This is a genomic window from Testudinibacter sp. P27/CKL/0425 (genome assembly GCF_052931395.1).
Genome location: NZ_CM128801.1, coordinates 1,293,945 through 1,314,304, shown reverse-complemented (window position 1 = coordinate 1,314,304; position 20,360 = coordinate 1,293,945). Strand labels below are relative to the sequence as shown.

At 45.9% G+C, this 20,360-nt stretch carries 22 protein-coding genes; 4 read left to right on the top strand and 18 right to left on the bottom strand.

Features of this window, described 5'->3' with window-relative positions; translation table 11 throughout:
* Positions 1–75 precede the first annotated feature (75 nt).
* From ACUHGC_RS06560 to ACUHGC_RS06540, 5 genes are all read right to left on the bottom strand, one after another.
* Positions 76–603 (bottom strand): hypothetical protein, encoded by a 528-nt coding sequence (locus ACUHGC_RS06560; RefSeq protein ID WP_446832559.1) that lies wholly within the window; start codon positions 601–603, stop codon positions 76–78.
* Between the two features lie 79 nt (positions 604–682).
* Positions 683–1,039: a DsrE/DsrF/TusD sulfur relay family protein gene (locus tag ACUHGC_RS06555; RefSeq protein WP_446832558.1), complete on the bottom strand. Its 357-nt coding sequence runs from the start codon at positions 1,037–1,039 to the stop codon at positions 683–685.
* A gap of 18 nt (positions 1,040–1,057) precedes the next feature.
* Positions 1,058–2,380, bottom strand: a complete 1,323-nt coding sequence (locus ACUHGC_RS06550) for an NCS2 family permease (protein ID WP_446832557.1) — start codon at positions 2,378–2,380, stop codon at positions 1,058–1,060.
* Between the two features lie 375 nt (positions 2,381–2,755).
* Positions 2,756–2,962, bottom strand: a complete 207-nt coding sequence (locus ACUHGC_RS06545) for a hypothetical protein (RefSeq protein WP_446832556.1) — start codon at positions 2,960–2,962, stop codon at positions 2,756–2,758.
* A 77-nt stretch (positions 2,963–3,039) separates the two neighbouring features.
* Entirely contained in the window at positions 3,040–3,333 is a 294-nt protein-coding gene (locus ACUHGC_RS06540; RefSeq protein ID WP_446832555.1) for a YfcZ/YiiS family protein, read from the bottom strand.
* Between the two features lie 209 nt (positions 3,334–3,542).
* Here ACUHGC_RS06540 and ACUHGC_RS06535 point away from each other — a divergent pair, with 209 nt between their 5' ends.
* The 3 genes from ACUHGC_RS06535 (at position 3,543) to ACUHGC_RS06525 (ending at position 6,176) form a co-directional block, all read left to right on the top strand.
* The gene (locus ACUHGC_RS06535; protein ID WP_446834802.1) at positions 3,543–4,847 is read left to right on the top strand and encodes an outer membrane protein transport protein; all 1,305 of its coding nucleotides are present in this window, start codon (positions 3,543–3,545) and stop codon (positions 4,845–4,847) included.
* A 75-nt stretch (positions 4,848–4,922) separates the two neighbouring features.
* On the top strand, positions 4,923–5,450 hold the full coding sequence (locus tag ACUHGC_RS06530) for a methylated-DNA--[protein]-cysteine S-methyltransferase (protein WP_446834801.1): 528 nt from the start codon (positions 4,923–4,925) through the stop codon (positions 5,448–5,450).
* Between the two features lie 141 nt (positions 5,451–5,591).
* The gene (locus ACUHGC_RS06525; RefSeq protein WP_446834800.1) at positions 5,592–6,176 is read left to right on the top strand and encodes a hypothetical protein; all 585 of its coding nucleotides are present in this window, start codon (positions 5,592–5,594) and stop codon (positions 6,174–6,176) included.
* Here ACUHGC_RS06525 and rlmC read toward each other — a convergent pair.
* The 13 genes from rlmC to ACUHGC_RS06460 all read right to left on the bottom strand — a co-directional run bounded on the left by rlmC (position 6,173) and on the right by ACUHGC_RS06460 (position 19,112).
* The gene (rlmC, locus tag ACUHGC_RS06520) at positions 6,173–7,399 is read right to left on the bottom strand and encodes a 23S rRNA (uracil(747)-C(5))-methyltransferase RlmC (RefSeq protein WP_446834799.1); all 1,227 of its coding nucleotides are present in this window, start codon (positions 7,397–7,399) and stop codon (positions 6,173–6,175) included. The two genes, ACUHGC_RS06525 and rlmC, sit on opposite strands and share 4 nt — an antisense overlap.
* Before the next feature lie 127 nt (positions 7,400–7,526).
* Positions 7,527–8,291 (bottom strand): lysophospholipid acyltransferase family protein, encoded by a 765-nt coding sequence (locus ACUHGC_RS06515; RefSeq protein WP_446834798.1) that lies wholly within the window; start codon positions 8,289–8,291, stop codon positions 7,527–7,529.
* A gap of 30 nt (positions 8,292–8,321) precedes the next feature.
* Positions 8,322–9,071, bottom strand: coding sequence for a GNAT family N-acetyltransferase (locus tag ACUHGC_RS06510; protein ID WP_446834797.1), 750 nt, complete (start codon positions 9,069–9,071; stop codon positions 8,322–8,324).
* Positions 9,072–9,126: 55 nt separating this feature from the next.
* A complete protein-coding gene (locus tag ACUHGC_RS06505) occupies positions 9,127–10,362 on the bottom strand; it encodes an FtsX-like permease family protein (RefSeq protein ID WP_446834796.1) in 1,236 nt (411 codons plus the stop codon).
* Positions 10,356–11,042 carry an ABC transporter ATP-binding protein gene (locus tag ACUHGC_RS06500; protein ID WP_446834795.1) on the bottom strand — a complete coding sequence of 229 codons (687 nt, stop codon included), beginning with the start codon at positions 11,040–11,042 and terminating at the stop codon, positions 10,356–10,358. The genes ACUHGC_RS06505 and ACUHGC_RS06500 overlap by 7 nt, the downstream gene beginning before the upstream one ends.
* Positions 11,043–11,078: 36 nt before the next feature.
* On the bottom strand, positions 11,079–11,558 hold the full coding sequence (locus tag ACUHGC_RS06495) for a hypothetical protein (RefSeq protein WP_446834794.1): 480 nt from the start codon (positions 11,556–11,558) through the stop codon (positions 11,079–11,081).
* A 19-nt stretch (positions 11,559–11,577) separates the two neighbouring features.
* Entirely contained in the window at positions 11,578–13,323 is a 1,746-nt protein-coding gene (locus tag ACUHGC_RS06490; protein WP_446834793.1) for an alkaline phosphatase, read from the bottom strand.
* 324 nt (positions 13,324–13,647) lie between these two features.
* Entirely contained in the window at positions 13,648–15,150 is a 1,503-nt protein-coding gene (locus ACUHGC_RS06485; protein ID WP_446834792.1) for a PTS transporter subunit EIIC, read from the bottom strand.
* Positions 15,151–15,229: 79 nt separating this feature from the next.
* The gene (nanA, locus tag ACUHGC_RS06480) at positions 15,230–16,108 is read right to left on the bottom strand and encodes an N-acetylneuraminate lyase (RefSeq protein WP_446834791.1); all 879 of its coding nucleotides are present in this window, start codon (positions 16,106–16,108) and stop codon (positions 15,230–15,232) included.
* Positions 16,109–16,128: 20 nt separating this feature from the next.
* Positions 16,129–16,995, bottom strand: a complete 867-nt coding sequence (locus tag ACUHGC_RS06475; protein ID WP_446834790.1) for a MurR/RpiR family transcriptional regulator — start codon at positions 16,993–16,995, stop codon at positions 16,129–16,131.
* Between the two features lie 38 nt (positions 16,996–17,033).
* Positions 17,034–17,504, bottom strand: coding sequence for an N-acetylneuraminate anomerase (gene nanQ, locus ACUHGC_RS06470; RefSeq protein WP_446834789.1), 471 nt, complete (start codon positions 17,502–17,504; stop codon positions 17,034–17,036).
* 4 nt (positions 17,505–17,508) lie between these two features.
* Positions 17,509–18,399, bottom strand: coding sequence for an N-acetylmannosamine kinase (locus ACUHGC_RS06465; protein WP_446834788.1), 891 nt, complete (start codon positions 18,397–18,399; stop codon positions 17,509–17,511).
* An 11-nt stretch (positions 18,400–18,410) separates the two neighbouring features.
* On the bottom strand, positions 18,411–19,112 hold the full coding sequence (locus tag ACUHGC_RS06460; protein WP_446834787.1) for an N-acetylmannosamine-6-phosphate 2-epimerase: 702 nt from the start codon (positions 19,110–19,112) through the stop codon (positions 18,411–18,413).
* Between the two features lie 232 nt (positions 19,113–19,344).
* On the opposite strand from ACUHGC_RS06460, the gene ansA reads away from it, so the two are divergent.
* Positions 19,345–20,355: an asparaginase gene (gene ansA / locus ACUHGC_RS06455; protein ID WP_446834786.1), complete on the top strand. Its 1,011-nt coding sequence runs from the start codon at positions 19,345–19,347 to the stop codon at positions 20,353–20,355.
* Positions 20,356–20,360 lie beyond the last annotated feature (5 nt).

The following is a 20,360-nucleotide window of genomic DNA, read 5'->3' as shown; positions in this document are numbered from 1 at the left end:
ATTAAACTGAAAGGGAATAAACAATATAAATTTCACTTCCTATCATCATACTTAATAGTCATTCTATCTATAAAATTATTTTTTAAAATTGATCAATTTATAAAAATAAACAATAGAAAACAAATTACTTAAATATATAATAGTGTATAAAATAAACCGTATTAAGTTTATAATAAAACCATCTCCAAATAAAATCCTTGTAGAAATAAAAATGGTTTTATCATTGCTTAATTCCAAATCCAATAAGGATAACAAGATATAAATCAGATAAGGAAAAGAACAACCTAAAATTATTTTTATATATACAGATGATGTTTCTTTTTCAACCCTTGAAGTTGATAGATAGTATTCTTTCCCTAACTTAAATTCATATAACCCGATCAATGGTGTCATAAACAGATAGAAAGTTTGAAGTAAAAATTGGACACCTCTAATTTCATTAGCATTAGAGTAAAATTTGATAGCCGTTAGACCACCAATATACTTATCCATTGAATATACATTCTCACAAAATCTAATATTAAAAAATATTGCAATTTCTGGAATAATAACTAAAACGATAAATAAAATAAGAAATAATATTTTTATCTTTTTCGTTTCCATACTGAATAAATTTTTATCAATAATACATATATAACAAACAGGGCGAAAAAATCCGCCCTGTTTTCATTTTGATGCAATATTAAAACGTCAACACCTTATCTGCCGCTACCGTCCATGCCGCCAGTTCGGACAGCGTGCCGATTTCCACGCCTTCTGCCAGCGGTAAATTGCTGATGCCACGGGCGTTGGTGCAGGTTTTGCATAACTTCACTTCTGCACCGAGTGAGGTGATGATCTCCAATGCTTGCTGTAAATTGTAGCCCTCATTCGGTGTTTGCCCTTGTAGCCCTACCACCACGGCGTCTGACATCAGGAACATTTTCAGTTCCACTTCCGATTTGTGTTCTTCCAACAACATAATCGCCAGACGCAACGCGTTAAAACAATTTTCACTGCCGTATGCCGCGCTATTGACCACGAATAAGATTTGTTTCATTGGATTCTCCTTAACGACTTAATGCAAAAGCCCTTTATCAATAAAGACAATTTTCACTAAGAACAAAATTGACACCACCCAGACCGGAATCGAGATTTGTTTGATTTTGCCGGTGAAGGCTTTCATCACGCAATAGCTGATAAAACCAAAGGCAATCCCTTCGGTGATCGAGTAGGTGAACGGCATCATTGCGGCGGTGATAAACGCCGGTGTGGCTTCAGTTAAATCGTCCCAACGCACTTTGATTAGGCTGGAGGACATCAAAATGCCGACGTAGATCAATGCGCCTGCGGTGGCATATAACGGCACTAGCGAAGCAAGTGGCGACAGGAAAATGACTAACAGGAACAAAATGCCGGTCACAATTGCGGTCAAGCCGGTGCGCCCGCCCACTGATACGCCGGAGCTGCTTTCAATGTATGCCGTAACCGATGACGTGCCGATATACGCACCACTCACCGAGCTGACGCTGTCAACCAATAGCGCCTGTTTCATTTTCGGGAAGCGTCCTTTGTCGTCGGCAAGCCCCGCTTTTTCGGTGACGCCCAACAACGTACCGGACGAGTCGAATAAGTTGACCAACATAAACGAGAAAATGATACCTAATAAGCCGATGTCCAACGCCCCGGCAAGATCAACCTGCCCGACCACGTTGGAAACGCTTGGCGGCATGGCGAACACGCCGTTAAACTGCACATCACCCAAAATCAATGCAAGTGCGGTCACCACGCCAATTGAAACCAACACTGCGGCGTGAATATTGCGCGCGGCTAAAATCACGATAATGAAAAAGCCCAACACGCCCAATAGCACTTTAGTGGAATACAGATCGCCCAAGGTCAGCAGCGTTGCCGGATGTGCCACCACAATACCGGAATTTTGGAAACCCATTAATGCGATAAACAAGCCGATCCCGGCGGTGATCCCAACACGCAGGCTTTGTGGAATGCTGGCGATCAGCCAATACCGCACTTGGAACAACGTCAGCAAAAATAAGCCGACTGCACCCCAAAAAATCGTGCCCATGCCGACCTGCCAAGACAGCCCTAATTTCGACACCACGGTGTAGGCGAAAAATGCGTTCAAGCCCATCGCCGGTGCTAACGCTACCGGTAAATTGGCGAATAAGCCCATACAAATGCTGCCGAAAGCGGTGATCAGCGCGGTGGTGATAAACACGCTTTGGCTGTCCATGCCAGCCACGCCGAGAATCGACGGGTTAATAAAAACGATATACACCATGGTTAAAAAGGTGGTCGTGCCGGCGATAATTTCGGTTTTCACGTCCGTGCCGTGCTGTTGCAGCTTAAAAAAGCGTTGTAATAAACTTTGATTTTGCATAGAAAGTAGGTTCCGGTTATCAAGAGAAAAAATAACAATCAAAAAGAAATCATATAGTAGCAAAAAGGTAAATTGACTGCGACGCTTTTCAATTTTTATGCTAAGAAAATTGAATTAATTTAGTCCGGTAAAGTCTAATGCTCTGAAATATCCATTAAGAAATAAAGGATCCTGCATGTCAACAATACAAAAAATCGCCATTACTTCTATTTTCGCTATGACTACTTTAGCGGCGAAGCGCTGAAAAAAGGCGAAAACCGTTATGAAATCAATGATGACGGTTCGGTGTTAGTCTTTAACTTTACTCCAACCAGTGTCAACATTTCATCAACCGCTCCGGTGGCGTTGCACTACCACTGCTCCGGCGGCGCAAGTTTAGCCGACACGTACAACAAGCTGTAATTTCCAGCCCCCATAAACGCCAAAACCTGAATCGAGGCTTTCTCTTTTCAGGTTTTGTTTATTTTGCTTTCTGGTCGCTTTGTAGCTTTTTTCATGAATCTGATGACGGGTGAATTTCGCCATGTTTTTCGCCACAAAATTGTTGACCGCACTTTCGCTCGGCTGTTTTTTCTTTTTCATCTTGAATCCTTTTAAAGGTTGCTTGAAATGCCCTTGGCAGCGGTTTAATCCGTGCCAAGTGCGGTTTAAGTTTTAAATTAACGGGTGGACAATTGGAAGATCATGCTTTCGGCTTGGCAGCTGAATTCAAAATCCGCTTTCAGCAAATAGCCGCCATCCACCGCGCTGATACTGCTTTCAATTTTCGCCGGATCGCTTTCCGCAGCACGTGCTTTTTCGGTTAAATATTGTAACGCTTCTTGCGCCAATGCTTCAGTAGCATAAACCTGCTCAAACTGCACGCCGCAATCTTCGTTGTCAATAATCGTGCCGACATCGACACAACAACACACTTTACTCTCTTCTGCTTTGCATTTTTGTTCTGTAGTCATTTTTTCTCTCCAAATATAATAAAAATGATATTCATATTTTAACATAGAAAAAGCGAAATTGCTGTTTTCTGGCGCATGACTGCAACAGAAAAAACTAATAAATGATCGTTAATATCACATAAATAAATAAAAACATTTGCTCTGGGGATCATGATTGATTAGAATCTTTCACATTTTTACAACAATGTATTCTTTAATGGAACTTAATTATGTTTAAACTGAATAAACTCAACCAATCATTACTTAGTGCGACATTAATCCTTTCCGCCGGTTATGCCTCGGCAGCCGCCTTCCAATTAGCAGAAGTCTCTACCTCAGGTTTAGGACGTGCTTATGCCGGCGACGCTGCGATTGCGGAAAATGCCTCGGTTGTGGCAATCAACCCGGCACTAATGACTCAATTCAAACGTGCTGAGATTTCGGTTGGTGGGACTTATATCAAGCCGGACGTGAATTTGAGTGGTAAAATCAATAGTGTAACGGTAGTCAATCCAAATACCGGTACGCCTGTCACCATCCCAAGCAATGCCGACGCCTCACATAACAAAATTGCAAAAGGCGGATTGATTCCAAATCTCTATTACGTTCAGCCAATTAATGATCAATTTGCCGTTGGTGGCGGAATTAACGTCAACTACGGACTGGCAACCGAGTTTGATTCCAACTATTCTGCTGGTGTTTTTGCCGGAAAAACTGATCTCACCACGATTAATTTTAACCTGAGCGGTGCTTATCGTTTAAATCAACATTGGTCATTCGGCTTAGGACTGAACGCCGTTTATGCTGATGCCTTGGTTGAACGTCATCTAGGCGTGTTAGGTGATGTCAGCGGGGCGCCACGTTCTACTGTTGCCGCTCGCTTGGAAGGCAAAGAATGGGGTTATGGCTGGAATGCAGGCGTGGTTTACGAATTTAACGAACGCAACCGTATCGGTGTGGCTTATCACTCTCATGTTGATATTGATTTTAAAGGCGATTTCTCTAGCCAACTTCCAGCGCCACGCGGAACCGGCGGTAATGTGATCCCGGGCGCTTTAACTTTGAACCTACCGGCTTATTGGGAAGTATCCGGTTATCACCGTTTAACTGACAAACTTGCAGCATCTTATAGCTACAAATGGACTCGTTGGAGCCGTTTCCAAGAATTGGATGCCAAAGGTAGCGATAGTAAGCAGCTGTTCCATAAAAACGAAAAATTTAAAGATGCCAGCCGTATCGCTTTAGGATTAAGTTACAATTTCAGCGAACAATTCACACTGCGTACCGGCATTGCTTATGACGAAAGCCCAGTACAACGAGGCTACCACTCAATTTCTATTCCGGATGCAGACCGCACTTGGTTAAGTTTGGGCGCAACTTACCGTTTTACACCGGATTTGTCGGTTGATATTGGCTACTCACACTTGATTGCTCAAGACAACACCTTTACCGAAACCGAGAGTGGTGTTAGCGCAACATTCAGCTCAAAATCAAAAGCCAACATTTACGGTTTATCCTTAAATTACCGCTTCTAATTTAGAGAAGGTATTTTATAATCAAGACGTGCGCCAACAGCACGTCTTTTTTATTTAAGTCAGTATGAGGTGAATATGTCAATCTTCTATAGTTATTATGCTTCGCCTGTCGGCAATTTACTATTGCTGGCAAAAAACGGTGCGCTGGTCGGTGTCGAATTTGAAGCCGAGCAATCCGTACCAGAAAACGGCTGGCAACAAGACGATCAACAGCCCGTGTTGCTGGCGACCAAAACCGCACTTGCACGTTATTTTAACGGCGAAGCGGATTCTTTCCGCGATCTTCCGCTCGCGCCGCAAGGCACGCCATTTCAGCAGCAGATTTGGCAGGCATTATTACAAATTCCTTACGGGCAATTCAGCAGCTACGGCGAATTGGCACGGCAAATCAACAATCCGAAAGCGGTAAGAGCGGTCGGCGGCGCAGTCGGGCGCAATCCGATCAGCATTATCATTCCCTGCCACCGCATTTTAGGAAAAAATGCCGTACTCACCGGATTCGGCGGCGGGTTGCCAGCCAAGCGTTATTTGCTACAGTTGGAAAAAATTGCCTATCTTGATCGCGGCGTGGAATATGTCAATCCGAAGCATTTCCGCTATTAACCGGTACAGCATAAAACGTGTTTCAAACCCACATTAAATAGACAATAAAAAAATATTAACAAACAACCAAAATATTTAAATGGAAGTTAATGTAAAAAAGTGTTTTAATATATATAAAACCTAATCTGAAATGAAATCAATATGCGCATGAATATGTTCACTAACAAGCAAGCAAGCAAGCAAGCAAGCAAGCAAGCAAGCAAGCAAGCAAGCAAGCAAGCAAGCAAGCAAGCAAGCAAGCAAGCAAGCAAGCAAGCAAGCAAGCAAGCAAGCAAGCAAGCAAGCAAGCAAGCCAAACACAATGTTTTGACTTTAGCAACTGTTCCGCGCCTTTTATTGCTCAACGCACCGTTATTGCGCAAACCCTATCTTGTCTGCCAAGTTAAATCAGAATATCAGACGATTAACAACAAAATGAAAGCTCAGTTATATTCATTTTTTACAACCACTTTTACCATTACAAATCTTTACCGCTACATAACAAAGGAGTTGTTTGTGTATAGCAAAAAAATGACTTCAATTGCTGCTGTTTTGAGCGCGTTCATGCTATTCGCCAGCTCGCTGGCTTTCGCACATTCAAAAGAAAGCACCTGCGACCAATATTTATCGACGACGGCACAGGAAACGAATGAGCTTAAAAATCAACAAACCAAAACGAAAAATCATGATCCCTACATCAGACGTGCCAATGCGACAGTAGTGATTGATAATAAGCCGACCGACTAGCCTAGATTGCCCCGGTGTTGCAACAACAGCAACACTTCATAATGGGCAGTGTGCGGGAACATATCAAACAAACGGATTTTCGTGATGCGATAATCCGTCAATACTGCTAAATCTTTTCCCATACTCACCGCGTTGCAACTGGAATACAGAATAAACGGCGGCGAAAACTCGTTTAAAAATGTTGCCAGCAGCTTGCCGATACCACGACGCGGCGGGTTGACAATCACCAAGTGCGGTTTTTCGTGCTGATTGTCTTCGGTTGCAAAACGTGCGGAATCAAGCGATTGAAACACGACCGCCGTTTGAATATTATCATTCAGCCCCAAATAATCCGCCGATAACTTAGCACTGGCAATTGCCGACGGCGAGATTTCAATGCCGGTTAACTGAATCAGCGGCGCGCCCTGCGCGGAAGTGGCTTTTAATGCCGACAAACAGTGCAAGCCAAAACCGCCGACACCACAAAATAGATCCCATAACCGCGTGATCGGCTGCTGTTGATTTATTTCGGCGCACCATACTTGCGCTTGATGATAAAGTGCGGTCGCCACGCTCGGGTTAGTTTGAAAAAAGCCTTGCGGGCGGATAAACAGCGGAATGTCGTTAAACCGCTCTTCCAGCACTTGCGGCTCGGTCAGAAAAATTTCCTGCTCGCCTTCCAAAATCGCAGCGTGCTGCGGCTGAATATTTACCGACACCACCGCCAATTGCGGCAGCCGCTGCAACAACCCCGGCAATTCACGCCGCATCAATGCCAATTTATTTTCGCTGCGCAACACGAAACGCAGCAGCAATTTGCCGTTATAGCGACTTTCGGTGAGCAGAATATATTTCAGTTCGCCTTTGCGTTTCAGTAGGTTATACGGCACCAGCCCGGCTCGTGCGATAAAATCTTTTAGTTGTGGAAAAAGTTGCTGAATGCTGTTCGGATACAGTGGGCAGCCACACAAATCAACCGCACTTTGCGGCTCGTCAGGATCGTTGACAATCCCTAAAATCGGGCGTTCCACACTGCCGCTGACCACCATTTTGGCTTTGTTGCGAAAGCCGCTCAATTCCGATGCAAACGGTGTGAGCCATTCGGCATCAGTTAAATCGAGGTCGCTCAGTTGTTGTTGCAGATGTTGCTGTTTGTGAGTTAATTGAGTAGGATAATCCAGCGACAACCATTGGCAGGAGTCGCATTGCTGTTGTTGGTAGTAGTTGCAAGATAGATAAATCATGCGCTATTTTAATCCGATCAGTCCGTTGAATTTAACTATCATATTTCGCTCATATTTCGCCGATGACGACTGACTTTTTTACTCGAACGGTAGTGTGGGCTTGCTAGCCCACAAACCGCACTTGGCTTTATGGATAACTCCGCTCCAGCGCTTTTGCCAGTTCGGTGGAAAGCATTGCTTGGATATGATCTGCCAGATCGCGTCGTTCTTTGTTGGTGGCGTCGATCGCTTCGTAAAAGGTCAATTCGATGACCGCACTTTTTTGTGCTGCCAGATCTTTGAGTGATTGAACCAAACTGACATCGCCGTAATACGCCATGGTTTCGTTTGTGCCGCCGTTTTCCGCCGGGTAGAAACACAGCACCGGCCATACTTTGGCTTTGGCGTCGATTGGGGCTTGGAAAAAACTGCTTTTGAATGGTAACACCTGTTCGCCGTTAGTTGAAGTGCCTTCCGGAAATAGCGTCACTTGCGCGCCGTTGCGAAGTGCGGTCGCTACGCCGTCGACTTTGCCCTGCGTGCTGCCGTTGCCGCGCTGACGCGAGACGAATACCGTATTCGCCTGCGCCGCCAGATAGCCGATGATCGGCCATTTGCGCACATCTTCTTTGGCAATAAATTGCCCCGGTAGCACAGAATTGATCGCAAAAATATCTAACCAAGAAACATGGTTGCTGATAAACATTGAGCCTTTAACCTGTGACAACGGCGGCACATTGTGCGCGTTGACCCGAATGTTAAACACCTTGAGAATTTGTTGTGACCAGTGCTGAATCCGCGCCAATTTTTGTTCCGGCGTGCACCAGCGGAACAATACCAACATTTGAAAAACACCACTCATTAGAAAATAGGCGATTAACGCTAACCGCCCGAAAACCATCAAAGATCGCATAAACCGCCTTATTATTTTTTTGCAGAAGAATTAACGACAGAAATGCTTCAAGTAACGTTCGTCAAGACGGGTTATCGGCATCATAATTAACACGTCAGCCGAGTTGAAATCCGGATCCCAAGCCGGTTCGCCACAAATATAAGCGCCAGCGCGCAGATAACCTTTAATCAACGCCGGGGTGGACACTTCCAAATCTTGTTTTAATTTGTCTAACTGCACCGGAACGTGTGGAAATACGCGGTATTCCAGTGGCGAAAGGTACTTTTTCTCCAATTTGCGGTACAGACTTGCTGCCATGTGACCACCGTCGCTCATGCTGATGCTGCCGCAGCCGATCATGTAGGACAGGTTTTCCAAGTGCATGAATTTGATCAGCCCCGACCACAATAACATCACCACGCCGCCGTTGCGGTAATCCTTATGCACACAGGCTCTGCCCAGTTCGACGGTGCGATCCAAAATATGCTCGATACGACTTAAATCAAATTCGCCGGCGCTATACCAGCCACCGACTTTACGTGCGCCTTCAATGGTCAGCAGGCGATAACAGCCGACCACTCGGCCGTTATCTTCATCTCTCACGATTAAATGCTGACAATGTTCATCATATTTATCAATATCCAAACCGTTAACACTGTTGATTTTCGCGCCCATTTCCTGTGCGAAAATCTCATAACGCAAACGCTGTGCGTCTTCAATTTCGGCTTGAGTTGAAGCCAGTGTTACGACTAAACGTTGATTATCAATAACACTATGTTGTTCTATATGATGCTGCAACACAGACTCTCCTTACCCAAATATATGTTCTTTCCTGATTATTTAGGGCGTTATCATATCATTCTTGCGTGTTTCGTAAAACATTTATTGGCGATTGACGATAGAGCAGCAACGACGGCAACAGCGCAATCAGAATCGCAAAAATGAAGTTAAACAGAATAAACCAGCACTCTTCTTCGCCCAATCGCACCGGCAATACAAAGCCGCTTTGCAGGCTGAGATGCTGGGAAATCAGTTGTGCCGCAATATAGCCAATCACCACGCCGAGCAACATGGCAAGGGCGATCATCACGATCAGTGCAAACCAAATCAGCAGGAAAATCTTCGCACGCGGCGCACCGAAAATCCGCCAAGCCGCCACTTGTTTTTGGCGATTTTGCAGATACAGCACGATGATCATTAAAAGTGCGGTCGCAACTAATACTTGAGTGACAATCGACACCCACAGCAGCACTTCTTTACTGTCACCTAACACGCCGTACACGCGCACCAGCACTTCTGCCGGGAAAACCGCTTGAGTTTGTTCGGTTTTATATTGGCTGCGCAATTGGTAAGCCCCGGCAAAACTTTGCGGCTTAATCACAATCGCAGACACGCCCAGTTCGGCGATTTCATGCTCGTGATCATGGTCATGTTCGTGATCATGATCGTCTTCATAACCCGGGGGACCGTCGTGATCGTGGTCTTGATGCACATCCCAAACGCTGGTAATTGGCACTAGCAGCGCTTTGTCCCAAATGCTGCCCTCTTCCGGCAAAATCCCGACCACGTTATACACAATATCATCATGGGCGTGATGATTGCTCTCGCCCAATTGTCCGTGCATCGGGCTGAAGGTGTCACCAACCGCTAAACCGCTCTTGGCGCCGACCACCGCTTCATAATCTTTTTCAAAGGCTCTCCCTGACGCCAGTTGGCGCTCGCCGCCGTCCAGTACAAGTGCGGTATTGGTGCCGACAATCGGCATATTTTGATAGTAATCGCCAAATGCCAACGGAGCTGCCCAATCGACCAGTGGGTTCGCTTCAATCTCTTTGAATACTTCCGTATCCAATAAATTCAACGGTGACGGTTGTAAAAATACCGTGCTCAATACTAACTGCACTTCACTGCCCGGCGCACCGACCACTAAATCAAAGCGATCCGCCGCCTGCGCACTGCCTTCGCGCAACGCGCGCTCTTGCAAGCTGACGGTGATACTTAATGCAGTGGATAAGGCAATCAGGAAAATAATCATCAGGCTGCCGAATTTACTGCGTTTAAAGTCAAGCAACAACAGTTTTAACATTAACATACTTGTCCTCCTTTCAGCTCGTCAGATACGATCACGCCGTTTTGTAGTATTAAGCGACGCTGAAGTTGATCGGACAAGAAGTGATCATGGGTCGTCACCACTAAAGTGCAGCGCTCTTTTTCGCTGATTTCCAGCAATAAACGCGCGATATTGCGGCTATTTTCCGCATCTAAGCTGGCGGTCGGTTCGTCGGCGATAATCACCTGCGGCTTTGCCAACAGCGCTCTGGCAATTGCCACCCGTTGCATTTCACCGCGCGACAGTTTCGCCACATCGCTGTGTAGGCGTGGCATATTCATTTCACTGAGCAGGTATTCCGCCCGTTGTTTAATCGCGTCCGGCACCGTCCAATTGCGAAAGGCAAACGGCAGCAGTACATTTTCCAGCGCGCTCAAGCCGTTAGTCAGGTGAAAATCCTGCATCACCATGCCGATATGTTCAAAGCGCCAAGTGTCGCAGGCGGTGGCTGAAAGTGCGGTCAGATCTTGCTGCCCCCAGCGCACGCTGCCGTGGCTTGGTTTTAACAAGCCGCTGATAATATTGAGAAAGGTACTTTTTCCGCAACCGGAAGGCCCCATCACGGCAACCTGTTGCGCATCGGGAATAGATAACTGCGGAATGGCTAAAATCGGTTCCGGCAATGCCGGAATGTTGACTGACAAATCATTGATTTCTAACATCTGATCTCCTGCCAAGCTCAGAAAGAAAAGCCTGTTTTATAATTTATTGAATTTTGCATTGGTAATCCGTAACAAGCTGACAAATCCGGTTTCAGGATCTGTCCACGAGCCGTATTCCAATTTTCCGCTGACTTTTATCATCGCGTTATTTTGTACGAACGGTTGTTTTTTATCCAAATACACCACCACAATATCCGACGGCCAATCCGCATCTGACGAACAAAACGGGCAAAGCGCCATCGGGGCTTTGGTCAAAACGAAAAACTGTGCGTCCGCTTTCAACGGCGGCGCCATAAAACCGTCCATATCCACGGTTTGACCTTCCAACGCTTTGACTTTTTCCGAAAATTCCATGCCCAAGACCGAGATTTTGCCGTACAGCTCATCAAAGGTCAGGTTGGTCGAGGCGAAAGACGAGAAACTAATCAACAACAAGCCGATTGTCAGTAAGCCGCGTTTCGCCAATTGATATAAAAAGAGCGGGGTTTCCCCCGCTTTAATGAAGTGATTAATCATATTCACCGCTCAATATCCATTACTTTTTCGCGCTATTGATAGCCATGCTGTCAACAATCACTTTATAAATATCCGAGTTTTCCATGTAGCCGCGAATCTCTTCAGAGCCCGGGCCTTGCGCCTGAATCACGATATCGTCGATGGCGTGAACGCCGGTTGACTCGCTTTTCGGCAGGATACCGGTACGCAACACCGCACCCGGAATATCTTTATACGCTTCGTTCGCGACATACTCGTCTTTCTCGTTTTTCAACGCCGGTACGAATTGACCGTCTAATTTCGGACGGAAAGTTTCGTAGTAGTCAGGATAGTTGTTGAAGAACACCGCTAAACGTTTGCTGACATCCAGTTTGTCCGGATAGCCGTCGCCGTTTTTATCTTCATAGTTCGGATAACCTGCCGCCGCATACACGCCGACTTTTTCACGCATTTGATCGCCCGGTTTGTCGTCATCAACTGTGCCGATTAATGAAATGCCGTGAGTGTGGTCGCCGGTCACGATGATCAATGTGTCCGGATTTTTCTCAGCAAACTCTTGTGCGATAGCGATCGATTGATCCATCATGATCGTGCTCATAATTGCACGTTCCCAATCCAACGGGTGTGATGCTTTGTCGATTAATGAGGATTCAACCACTAACACGAAGCCTTCCGGATTTTGTGACAACACGTCAAGTGCGGTTTTGGTCATGGTGGTCAGATCCGGTTGATCCGGGAATTTTTTGGTCACGCCGTTGTCTGTTAAGAAGCGACGATCCAACACGGTGTCCATATTGCCGGTGTGGAACAAACCTAACAATTGTTTGGTATCTTTTGGAATTGAGGTCAATTCGGTGTTGTTGGTCACCAAGTGATAACCGTCGTTTTTAAACATATCCACATAGTTCAAATCGTCTTTACGTTTTGAACCCGGTACGCTTTTCGGCAGGAAGTAAGCTGATCCGCCGCCCAAAATCACATCCGGTTTCACATCATGGAACATTCCGGTGATTTTATCTTTGTCGGCACGGCGACGAGTGTGAGAAACCACCGCTGCCGGGGTCGCATCTTGGATTTCAGAATCGGTTACCACACCGACGCTTTTATTGGTTTTACGTTTGATCAACTCGCCCAACGTCTCTTGTTTCGGGTGGTTCAGATTATCTACCGAGCGGCTAACATACACACCTAACGCGTTAATCGCCGATTTATGACCGGTCATGTAAGCGCTCATGGTGTTCGCACTGTCGGCGGTAATCGCATCGGTACTAGATGTGCCGATAAACCCGGTTACCGGAAGGCTGTCCATTGCCAATTTTCCGTCGGCTTTCCCTTCGGTCACGCCTTTCGATAAAATACGCGCACCGGTGCGATGTGCCACAGACAAACCGTCACCCAAGAAGAAAATCACGTTTTTCGCTTTTGCGACATCCGGCGTTTGATACACCGTCCAGTTTACCACGCTGTCTTTGCCGTTGGCTTTCGCTTCAACTTTATAATCGCCGGCTTCCTGAATGCTGACATTGCGCAACCACAGCGCAGACACATCTTTGCCGTCTTCTTTTTCGACGAATTCAACATTGGTGCTGCCTAACACGTCTTTGAAGTCTTTGCCGTTAATCAAAATGCTGATATCGTCCGCTTTCACAATTTCGTCAAATTCCACTTTGAAATCGAATTTCCCGTCCGCCATCATTGTGGCGCGATCAATCGGATAAATCGTTTGTGCGACCGCACTTAACGGCAGGGCGGCTACCATAAATGGTAATAGGTAACGTAACTTCATTTTTGTCTCCTAATGTTTATATAATAATGAATGCTTAATATGCTTCGCACACACTATACAAAAGAAATATTACAGAAATATGACAACCGCTGATTTTCAACCGCTCAAATTTCATTAAATCGGGTTTTGAAGTTTGTGTTAGAATTTTGCATCTCAATTACCACTCTTTAACCCTGCTCCGCGGCGAACAATAAACTATGCTAAATCAAAATACGGCCTTAGCGCACAATCAAGAATTAAATGATAAATCCCTTATATTACAAATATAAAGGATTTTTGTTCAGGGTATTCAGCTACCGCACTCAGAGTGCGGTAGCAAACAGATTAATCTTCCAATCCTAAAATCTGATTCACTTCGCTTTTATACAGCACGGCTTTAGCGCCAAAAATCGCTTGTACACCGCCGCCGACTTCTAGGACGTCGATCGCACCGATTTTTTTCAATGCCGCTTTATCCACTTTTTTATTGTCTTTTAAGGCAACGCGTAAGCGGGTGATACAGGCATCGACGTGTTCGATGTTCTCTTTTTCACCAAGTGCGGTAATGATTTTCACCGCATTTTCATGCAAGCTACTGTTGCTGGCGACCGCACTTTGCTCGTCGTTTTGGCTGTCGTCATCACGCCCCGGGGTCATTACGTTGAATTTGGTGATCAAGAAACGGAAGGTGAAATAATACAATGCCGCCCACGGCAAGCCGACCAATACCACGCGGATCCAGTTGGTTTTTGCATCGCCTTGCAAGATTCCGAATAGCAAGAAGTCGATGAAACCGCCTGAGAAGGTGTTACCAATCGAGATATTCAGAATATCCGCAATATAGAACGACACACCGTCAAAAAACGCATGGATAACATACAGCCACGGCGCAACGAATAAGAACATAAATTCGATCGGTTCGGTGATTCCGGTTAAGAATGAGGTTAACGCCACGCCGAGGAACAAGCCGCCAAACAGTTTGCGTTTGGCTTTCGGCACGCAGTGATACATCGCCAAACACGCCGCCGGCAGACCAAACATCATGGTGTCAAAACGACCGGCAAAGAAGCGGGTGCCTTCGGTGAATAAGCCTTGATGATTCGGGTCGGCTAATTGGGCAAAAAAGATTTTTTGGGCGCCAACAACCGCACTTCCCGCCACTTGTTCCACGCCGCCGAGTTCAGTGTACCAAAACAGCGGATAGATCATGTGGTGTAAACCGATTGCACCGGATAAACGCATTAAGAAGCCATAGAAAAATGTGCCGATTGCGCCCATTTCCGCGATATTTTCACCGGCGCTGACCAGCCAACCTTGGAATGTCGGCCACACCAAGAAAAAGAACACCCCGATAAAAATTGCGGCAAAGGCAGTCACAATCGGTACAAAACGCGAGCCACCAAAGAAGCCGAGCATTTGTGGTAATTGGATATTGTGATAGCGATTGTGCAACCAAACTGCCAGTAACCCCATCACTAATGAGCCGATTACACCGGTGTCGATGCCGCTGGCTTCAGGCGTGAAAATGTTCAGCAACGCGCTGATCGTGCCGGTCATGATCAAATAACCGACTACCGCCGCCAACGCTGCCGTGCCTTTATCACGATTTGCCAGCCCAATCCCTAAGCCAATACACAACAGCAATGCCAAGTTGGCAAACACCACTGTTCCGGCAGCCGCCATAACCTGAAAAACGCTTTGTAAAAAATGATTATCCAAAATCGGATATGCCAAAATAGTTGTCTGGTTTGACAACGCGCCGCCAATCCCCAACAACAGACCGGCAGCCGGCAAAATAGCAATCGGCAGCATAAAGGCTTTACCGATTTTCTGCAGTGTTTTAAACATGGTTTTCTCCTTAACCCCTAACCAAAAAAAGATCATCCGCATCTTAAGCAACATTGTAAATCTCCGCAAGTGCGGTAAATTACAAATATTTTGCTTTTAACTCTTTCGCAACGGCAACTTGCGCTTCGGTTAATTCTTTGGTCATTGGTTCACGGCAGTAGCCTGCTTCAACGCCTTGTAATTTCAACAATTCTTTGATAGTCAAATACAAGCCGTTGCCTAAGATACCTTCGATCAGGTCATTGGTAACGTGTTGGATTTCCAACGCTTCTTGAATTTGTCCGGCTTGCGCTTTTTCAAAGATTTGACGGGCGCGGATACCGTTAACGTTGAATGTGCTGCCGATTGCGCCGTCTACACCCAACACTGCCGCAGGTAACATCATTTCATCAAAACCAGCCCAGATTAAGTGGTTTGGATAGGCTTTTTTCAAACGCTCTAACAGGTAGAAGTCACCGGCGGTGAATTTTACACCGATAATTTTTTCATTTTCATACAACTCGCCGAATTGTGCCACGCCGATATTCACGCCTGTCAGGAACGGGATAGAATAGACGATCATGCGGTTGCCGGTGGCTTCGATGATGGTGTTGTAGAAATGTTTGATTTCCGGAAAGCTGAATTTGTAGTAGAACGGAGTCACCGCAGACAAACAGTCATAGCCCAATTCTGTGGCGTATTGACCCAATTCAACCGCTTCTTTCAAGTTCACGCTGCCGACTTGCGCAATCAATGCGATTTCGTCTTTGGCTTCGTCTTTTGCGATGCGGAAGATTTCTTTTTTCTCTTCGGTAGACAACATAAAGTTTTCACCGGTGCTGCCGCCGACATACAAACCGTCTACTTTCATTTTATCAATGTTGTGACGAATGATTTGGCGTAAGCCTTTTTCATTCACTGTTCCGTCTTCATTGAATGAAACCAGTAATGCACTAAAAATACCTTTTAAGTCTTTCATAGAATCTCCTATAGGATTTATTATTTAATTCGTTGTTCAAGAATTACGTTTAATGTTTTCTGTTTTTTGCTCATTGAATTATCCGGTTCTGCCTGTACCAGCAGCGCATAGATTAAATCCATGATAAATAACTGGGAAATTTTGGTGCCGATAGAGTCGCCTTGCAGCTGCCCTTGTCGATTGCCGTTAATCAGTACATAATCCGCCACTTCCGTAATTGGCGAGCGCAGATTATGGGTGATCGCAATACTTTTCGCGCCGTTGGCTTTGGCAATTTTTAACGCTTGTGTGGTTTCAACCGAATAACCGGAATGGCTGATACCGATCACAATGTCTTGCTCATTCATCAAAGACGCTTGCATATACATAAAGTGGTTGTTAGTGAGTGCGTCCACCTGCAACCCGATACGCAAAAACTTGTGTTTAGCGTCTTCCGCGGTCAACCCGGAAGAACCCACGCCGAATACGAAAATCCGTTTTGAACGGCGGATCGCTTCAACCGCTCTTTCCAACTCTTTGAAATCAAGCAGATTGATGGTTTCGGTGATCACGTTTGCCAAGGCACTTTGCAATTTGAGTGCAATTTCACTCGGGCCGTCTTCTCCGCCGATTTCCGTATCCAGCAAGGAACCGTTTTCTTTATTTTGAGTTGCCAGTTCGATCGCCAAATCTAATTTAAAATCAGTGTAGCCTTTAAAGCCCAATGTACGACAAAAACGAATAAAAGTGGCTTCACCGACATCTAATTTTGCAGCCACCTCGGACAGCGAACATTGATTCAACAGATCCGGCGAAGTCAGAATTGCGGTCGCAATTCGCTTTTCCGTTTTTGTCAGGCTGCTTTGCAATGCACCGATAGTATCTAAAATTTTTCCACCTTGATTCATAACTTCGTCCTCCGCAATCGGGTCTAAAGGTTCATGTTTTATAATAATGTATAAGGAATTTTAACCACTAATTTTTTGATTTTATGACTGGTTCCGTTAATCGTGCAGCCCGGCTTATGCGCTTCATACGGGAAAAACACCGCCAACATTTTCGGCACTAATACCACGCTGTTTTTATTTTCAATCTCGGTTGCGGTTAATTGGTAGTCATCATCTTCATTATACGCATCATATTTGCTTAAATCCGGATTGCCCACGCCGTATTCGATTAACTCGTTACCTGAAATCAGAACTTGCACATCTAAATAACGATGATGCAATTCCGCTTGTTTACTGCTTGCTTCGGCGGTGTCAAATTCCATCACGTTCATAAAAATGTCATCAGTGATGTCATGGCGTCCCAATTCCAACGCCACGAGATCTTGCTTGTTTAGGTAGTCACAAATTTCCGCCACCACCGGTGGCAAGCCAAAATTGACTTTCTCTTTTGTTAAATCTGCTAAAATCATGGTTTCAATCCTTCCGATTAGTTGTTAAAGTCTCTTGCATCCAAAGTGCGGCGCCCAATAATCCTGCATCCTGCCCGCAAACCGCTGGCACCACTTCGGTATGATAAAAGTGCGGTAGCTGCTGTAAATACTGCTGCACCAGCGGCAGATAGCCTTCCGCCAAGCCGACACTGCCCCCCACGGCGACGCGCTGAATATCGCTGCCAATCACCAAATCGGCGATCAGATTGGCAATCGCCTGTGCCGAACGTTGCACCAGCTCGACCGCTTCCGGCACGCCTTGACGAAAACGGGCAAACACTTCTTGTGGTTCACAAGGTTCTTCCCATTGTGCCGCTGCCGCTTCAATCGCCCTGCCTGCAGCAATGGCTTCCACACAGCCTCGTCTGCCGCAACCGCAAATCGGGCCGTTCGGATCCGCTAGCGTATGCCCGATATGCCCCGCAACCCCATTTGGGCCGAGTTGTAATTGGTTGTTCAAAATAATTCCGCCACCAACTCCGGTCGAAACCGTGATAAAGGCAAAATTCTCCACTTTGCTATCCAATAACGCATATTCTGCATATGCCGCCGCTTGCACATCATTTAGCAAGCCTATCGGATGGCGAGTGTGTTTGGCGATAACTTCACGCAGCTGAAATTCCGCCAAGCCGCCTAAGTTTTTCGGGTTAAGTGCGGTCAATACGCCGTTATTAATAATCCCGGTTGAGGCAACGGCAACCGCATCAAACATCCCGTTATAATGTTGTAGCACTTCCGCCAACACTTGTGACATTCCTGCTGCCGATTTATCTTGCGGAGTTTTAATTTGTCGGCGTTGTTCTATAATTTTGCCGGTGGCTAACGCACTTGCAATCTTGGTGCCGCCAATATCTATCGCCAAACAACATCTCATGTTTACAACCTCTAGATTAACGTCTTATTTTTTGCCGCTTCAATTTCGTTCACAAACCAGCTGACAATGTGTTCCAAGCGGGTTAACGCAGAACCTACCGTAACGGAATAAGCGCCGTTTTGAATCGCCATTGCCGCCAATTCCGGCGAGTTATAACGCCCTTCCGCCATCACGCGACAACCTGCCGCTTTTAAATCCTGCACCAATTTCACATCCGGCTCTTTCGGAATTTCCCCACCAGTATAGCCCGACATAGTGCTCCCGATTAAATCGACACCTAAGTTCTGGCAATACATTCCTTCTTCAAAATTGGAGCAATCCGCCATTGACAGACAACCTAATTCTTTAATTTTGGCGACGATCGTGTCGCGCGTTTCCGGGCGCACTCGATCGGTTCCGTCAAAGGCGATAATGTCCGCACCTGCCGCAGCCAAATCTTCAACATCATGCAAAAACGGTGTGATCCGCACCGGGCTGTCATCCAGATCGCGTTTTACGATCCCGATAATCGGCACCTTAACCTTGCTGCGCGTGGCTTTTAAATTTTCAATTCCCTCAATTCGCAGGCCTGCTGCACCGCCATTTACCGATGCCTGTGCCATCGCCGCCACAATTTCCGGCGAATCCATCGGGCCGTCATCAACCGGTTGGCAAGAAGCGATTAATCCCTGTTCAAGTGTAGCCAATATTTGTTCTTTTGTAAGTTTTGACATTTTAACTCCATGCTTTATAACGTCAAAGAAGATTAACTTCATCAAGTATAGAGTAATACTTCATTTCAAACAGAACAAGAAAAATCGTTGCAAAATGAGATCTAAGTCAAATTTAATTCGCAGAAAAAATCTTGCCCTCAAACCTACTCAAAGAAAAATACAATTGCCGTCCCTTTTATAAGCAAAAAAGCATATAATATTCCCCTATTTTTAGTACAACCCACATAATTCCATGAATAAAAAATCTATCTACATCGCCTACACCGGCGGCACGATCGGCATGAAGCCATCTAAACACGGTTATATCCCGCAACCGGGCTTTATGACCCAATATCTTTCCTCGCTGCCGGAGCTGCAACGCCCCGAAATACCGCACTTTACCGTGCATGAATACCCGGAATTAATCGACTCCGCCAATATGACGCCGGCGCATTGGCAGCAAATCGCCGATGACATCAAAAAGCACTACAGCAGCTATGATGCGTTTATCATTTTGCACGGCACCGACACTATGGCATATACCGCATCTGCGTTGTCCTTTATGTTTGAGAATTTGACTAAACCGATCATTATCACTGGTTCGCAAATTCCGATTTCCGGCTTGCGTTCCGACGGGTTGAGCAACCTATTAAACTCGCTTTATCTGGCGGCAAACTACCCGATTCGCGAAGTAACTCTGTTTTTTAATAACCGTTTACTGCGTGGCAACCGCAGCACCAAAAGCCATGCCGATGGTTTTGATGCGTTTTCATCACCGAACTATCCGGTGTTGATTGAGGCGGGGATCACCATTTCGGTCAATCACTCTGCGCTGAATTTGGTCCCGCGCGGCGAATTTAAACTGCGCCCGATCACCCCGCAACCTATCGGCATCGTGATGTTGTATCCCGGCATTTCGCCCGACGTTATCCGCAATGTATTGCAGCAACCGGTTAACGGCTTAATTTTATTAACCTTCGGCATCGGCAATGCACCCAACACGCCGGAAATGCTGTCACTGTTGCAGCAAGCGCATGATGATGGGATTATCGTCTTAAATCTGACCCAATGTTTTTCCGGCAAAGTAAATATGGAAAGCTACGCCACCGGCAATGCCCTGGCGAATGTTGGCGTGATCAGCGGTTATGATATGACGGTTGAAACCGCACTTGCTAAATTGCACTACCTACTAAGCCAGGATTTAAGCACTGATGAAATCCGACATTATCTGAAACAAAATTTACGGGGCGAGCTCACACTTTAACGACA

Bases quoted from the DNA above. Each gene is read 5' to 3' on its own strand.
- nanQ (WP_446834789.1), bottom strand. From the start codon at position 17,504: ATGATTTTAGCAGATTTAACAAAAGAGAAAGTCAATTTTGGCTTGCCA.
- ACUHGC_RS06475 (WP_446834790.1), bottom strand. From the start codon at position 16,995: ATGAATCAAGGTGGAAAAATTTTAGATACTATCGGTGCATTGCAAAGC.
- rlmC (WP_446834799.1), bottom strand. From the start codon at position 7,399: ATGATTTATCTATCTTGCAACTACTACCAACAACAGCAATGCGACTCC.
- ACUHGC_RS06485 (WP_446834792.1), bottom strand. From the start codon at position 15,150: ATGTTTAAAACACTGCAGAAAATCGGTAAAGCCTTTATGCTGCCGATT.
- ACUHGC_RS06460 (WP_446834787.1), bottom strand. From the start codon at position 19,112: ATGTCAAAACTTACAAAAGAACAAATATTGGCTACACTTGAACAGGGA.
- ansA (WP_446834786.1), top strand. From the start codon at position 19,345: ATGAATAAAAAATCTATCTACATCGCCTACACCGGCGGCACGATCGGC.
- ACUHGC_RS06560 (WP_446832559.1), bottom strand. From the start codon at position 603: ATGGAAACGAAAAAGATAAAAATATTATTTCTTATTTTATTTATCGTT.
- ACUHGC_RS06550 (WP_446832557.1), bottom strand. From the start codon at position 2,380: ATGCAAAATCAAAGTTTATTACAACGCTTTTTTAAGCTGCAACAGCAC.
- ACUHGC_RS06500 (WP_446834795.1), bottom strand. From the start codon at position 11,042: ATGTTAGAAATCAATGATTTGTCAGTCAACATTCCGGCATTGCCGGAA.
- ACUHGC_RS06495 (WP_446834794.1), bottom strand. From the start codon at position 11,558: ATGATTAATCACTTCATTAAAGCGGGGGAAACCCCGCTCTTTTTATAT.
- ACUHGC_RS06505 (WP_446834796.1), bottom strand. From the start codon at position 10,362: ATGTTAATGTTAAAACTGTTGTTGCTTGACTTTAAACGCAGTAAATTC.
- nanA (WP_446834791.1), bottom strand. From the start codon at position 16,108: ATGAAAGACTTAAAAGGTATTTTTAGTGCATTACTGGTTTCATTCAAT.
- ACUHGC_RS06555 (WP_446832558.1), bottom strand. From the start codon at position 1,039: ATGAAACAAATCTTATTCGTGGTCAATAGCGCGGCATACGGCAGTGAA.
- ACUHGC_RS06515 (WP_446834798.1), bottom strand. From the start codon at position 8,291: ATGCGATCTTTGATGGTTTTCGGGCGGTTAGCGTTAATCGCCTATTTT.
- ACUHGC_RS06490 (WP_446834793.1), bottom strand. From the start codon at position 13,323: ATGAAGTTACGTTACCTATTACCATTTATGGTAGCCGCCCTGCCGTTA.
- ACUHGC_RS06540 (WP_446832555.1), bottom strand. From the start codon at position 3,333: ATGACTACAGAACAAAAATGCAAAGCAGAAGAGAGTAAAGTGTGTTGT.
- ACUHGC_RS06535 (WP_446834802.1), top strand. From the start codon at position 3,543: ATGTTTAAACTGAATAAACTCAACCAATCATTACTTAGTGCGACATTA.
- ACUHGC_RS06545 (WP_446832556.1), bottom strand. From the start codon at position 2,962: ATGAAAAAGAAAAAACAGCCGAGCGAAAGTGCGGTCAACAATTTTGTG.
- ACUHGC_RS06525 (WP_446834800.1), top strand. From the start codon at position 5,592: ATGCGCATGAATATGTTCACTAACAAGCAAGCAAGCAAGCAAGCAAGC.
- ACUHGC_RS06530 (WP_446834801.1), top strand. From the start codon at position 4,923: ATGTCAATCTTCTATAGTTATTATGCTTCGCCTGTCGGCAATTTACTA.
- ACUHGC_RS06465 (WP_446834788.1), bottom strand. From the start codon at position 18,399: ATGAGATGTTGTTTGGCGATAGATATTGGCGGCACCAAGATTGCAAGT.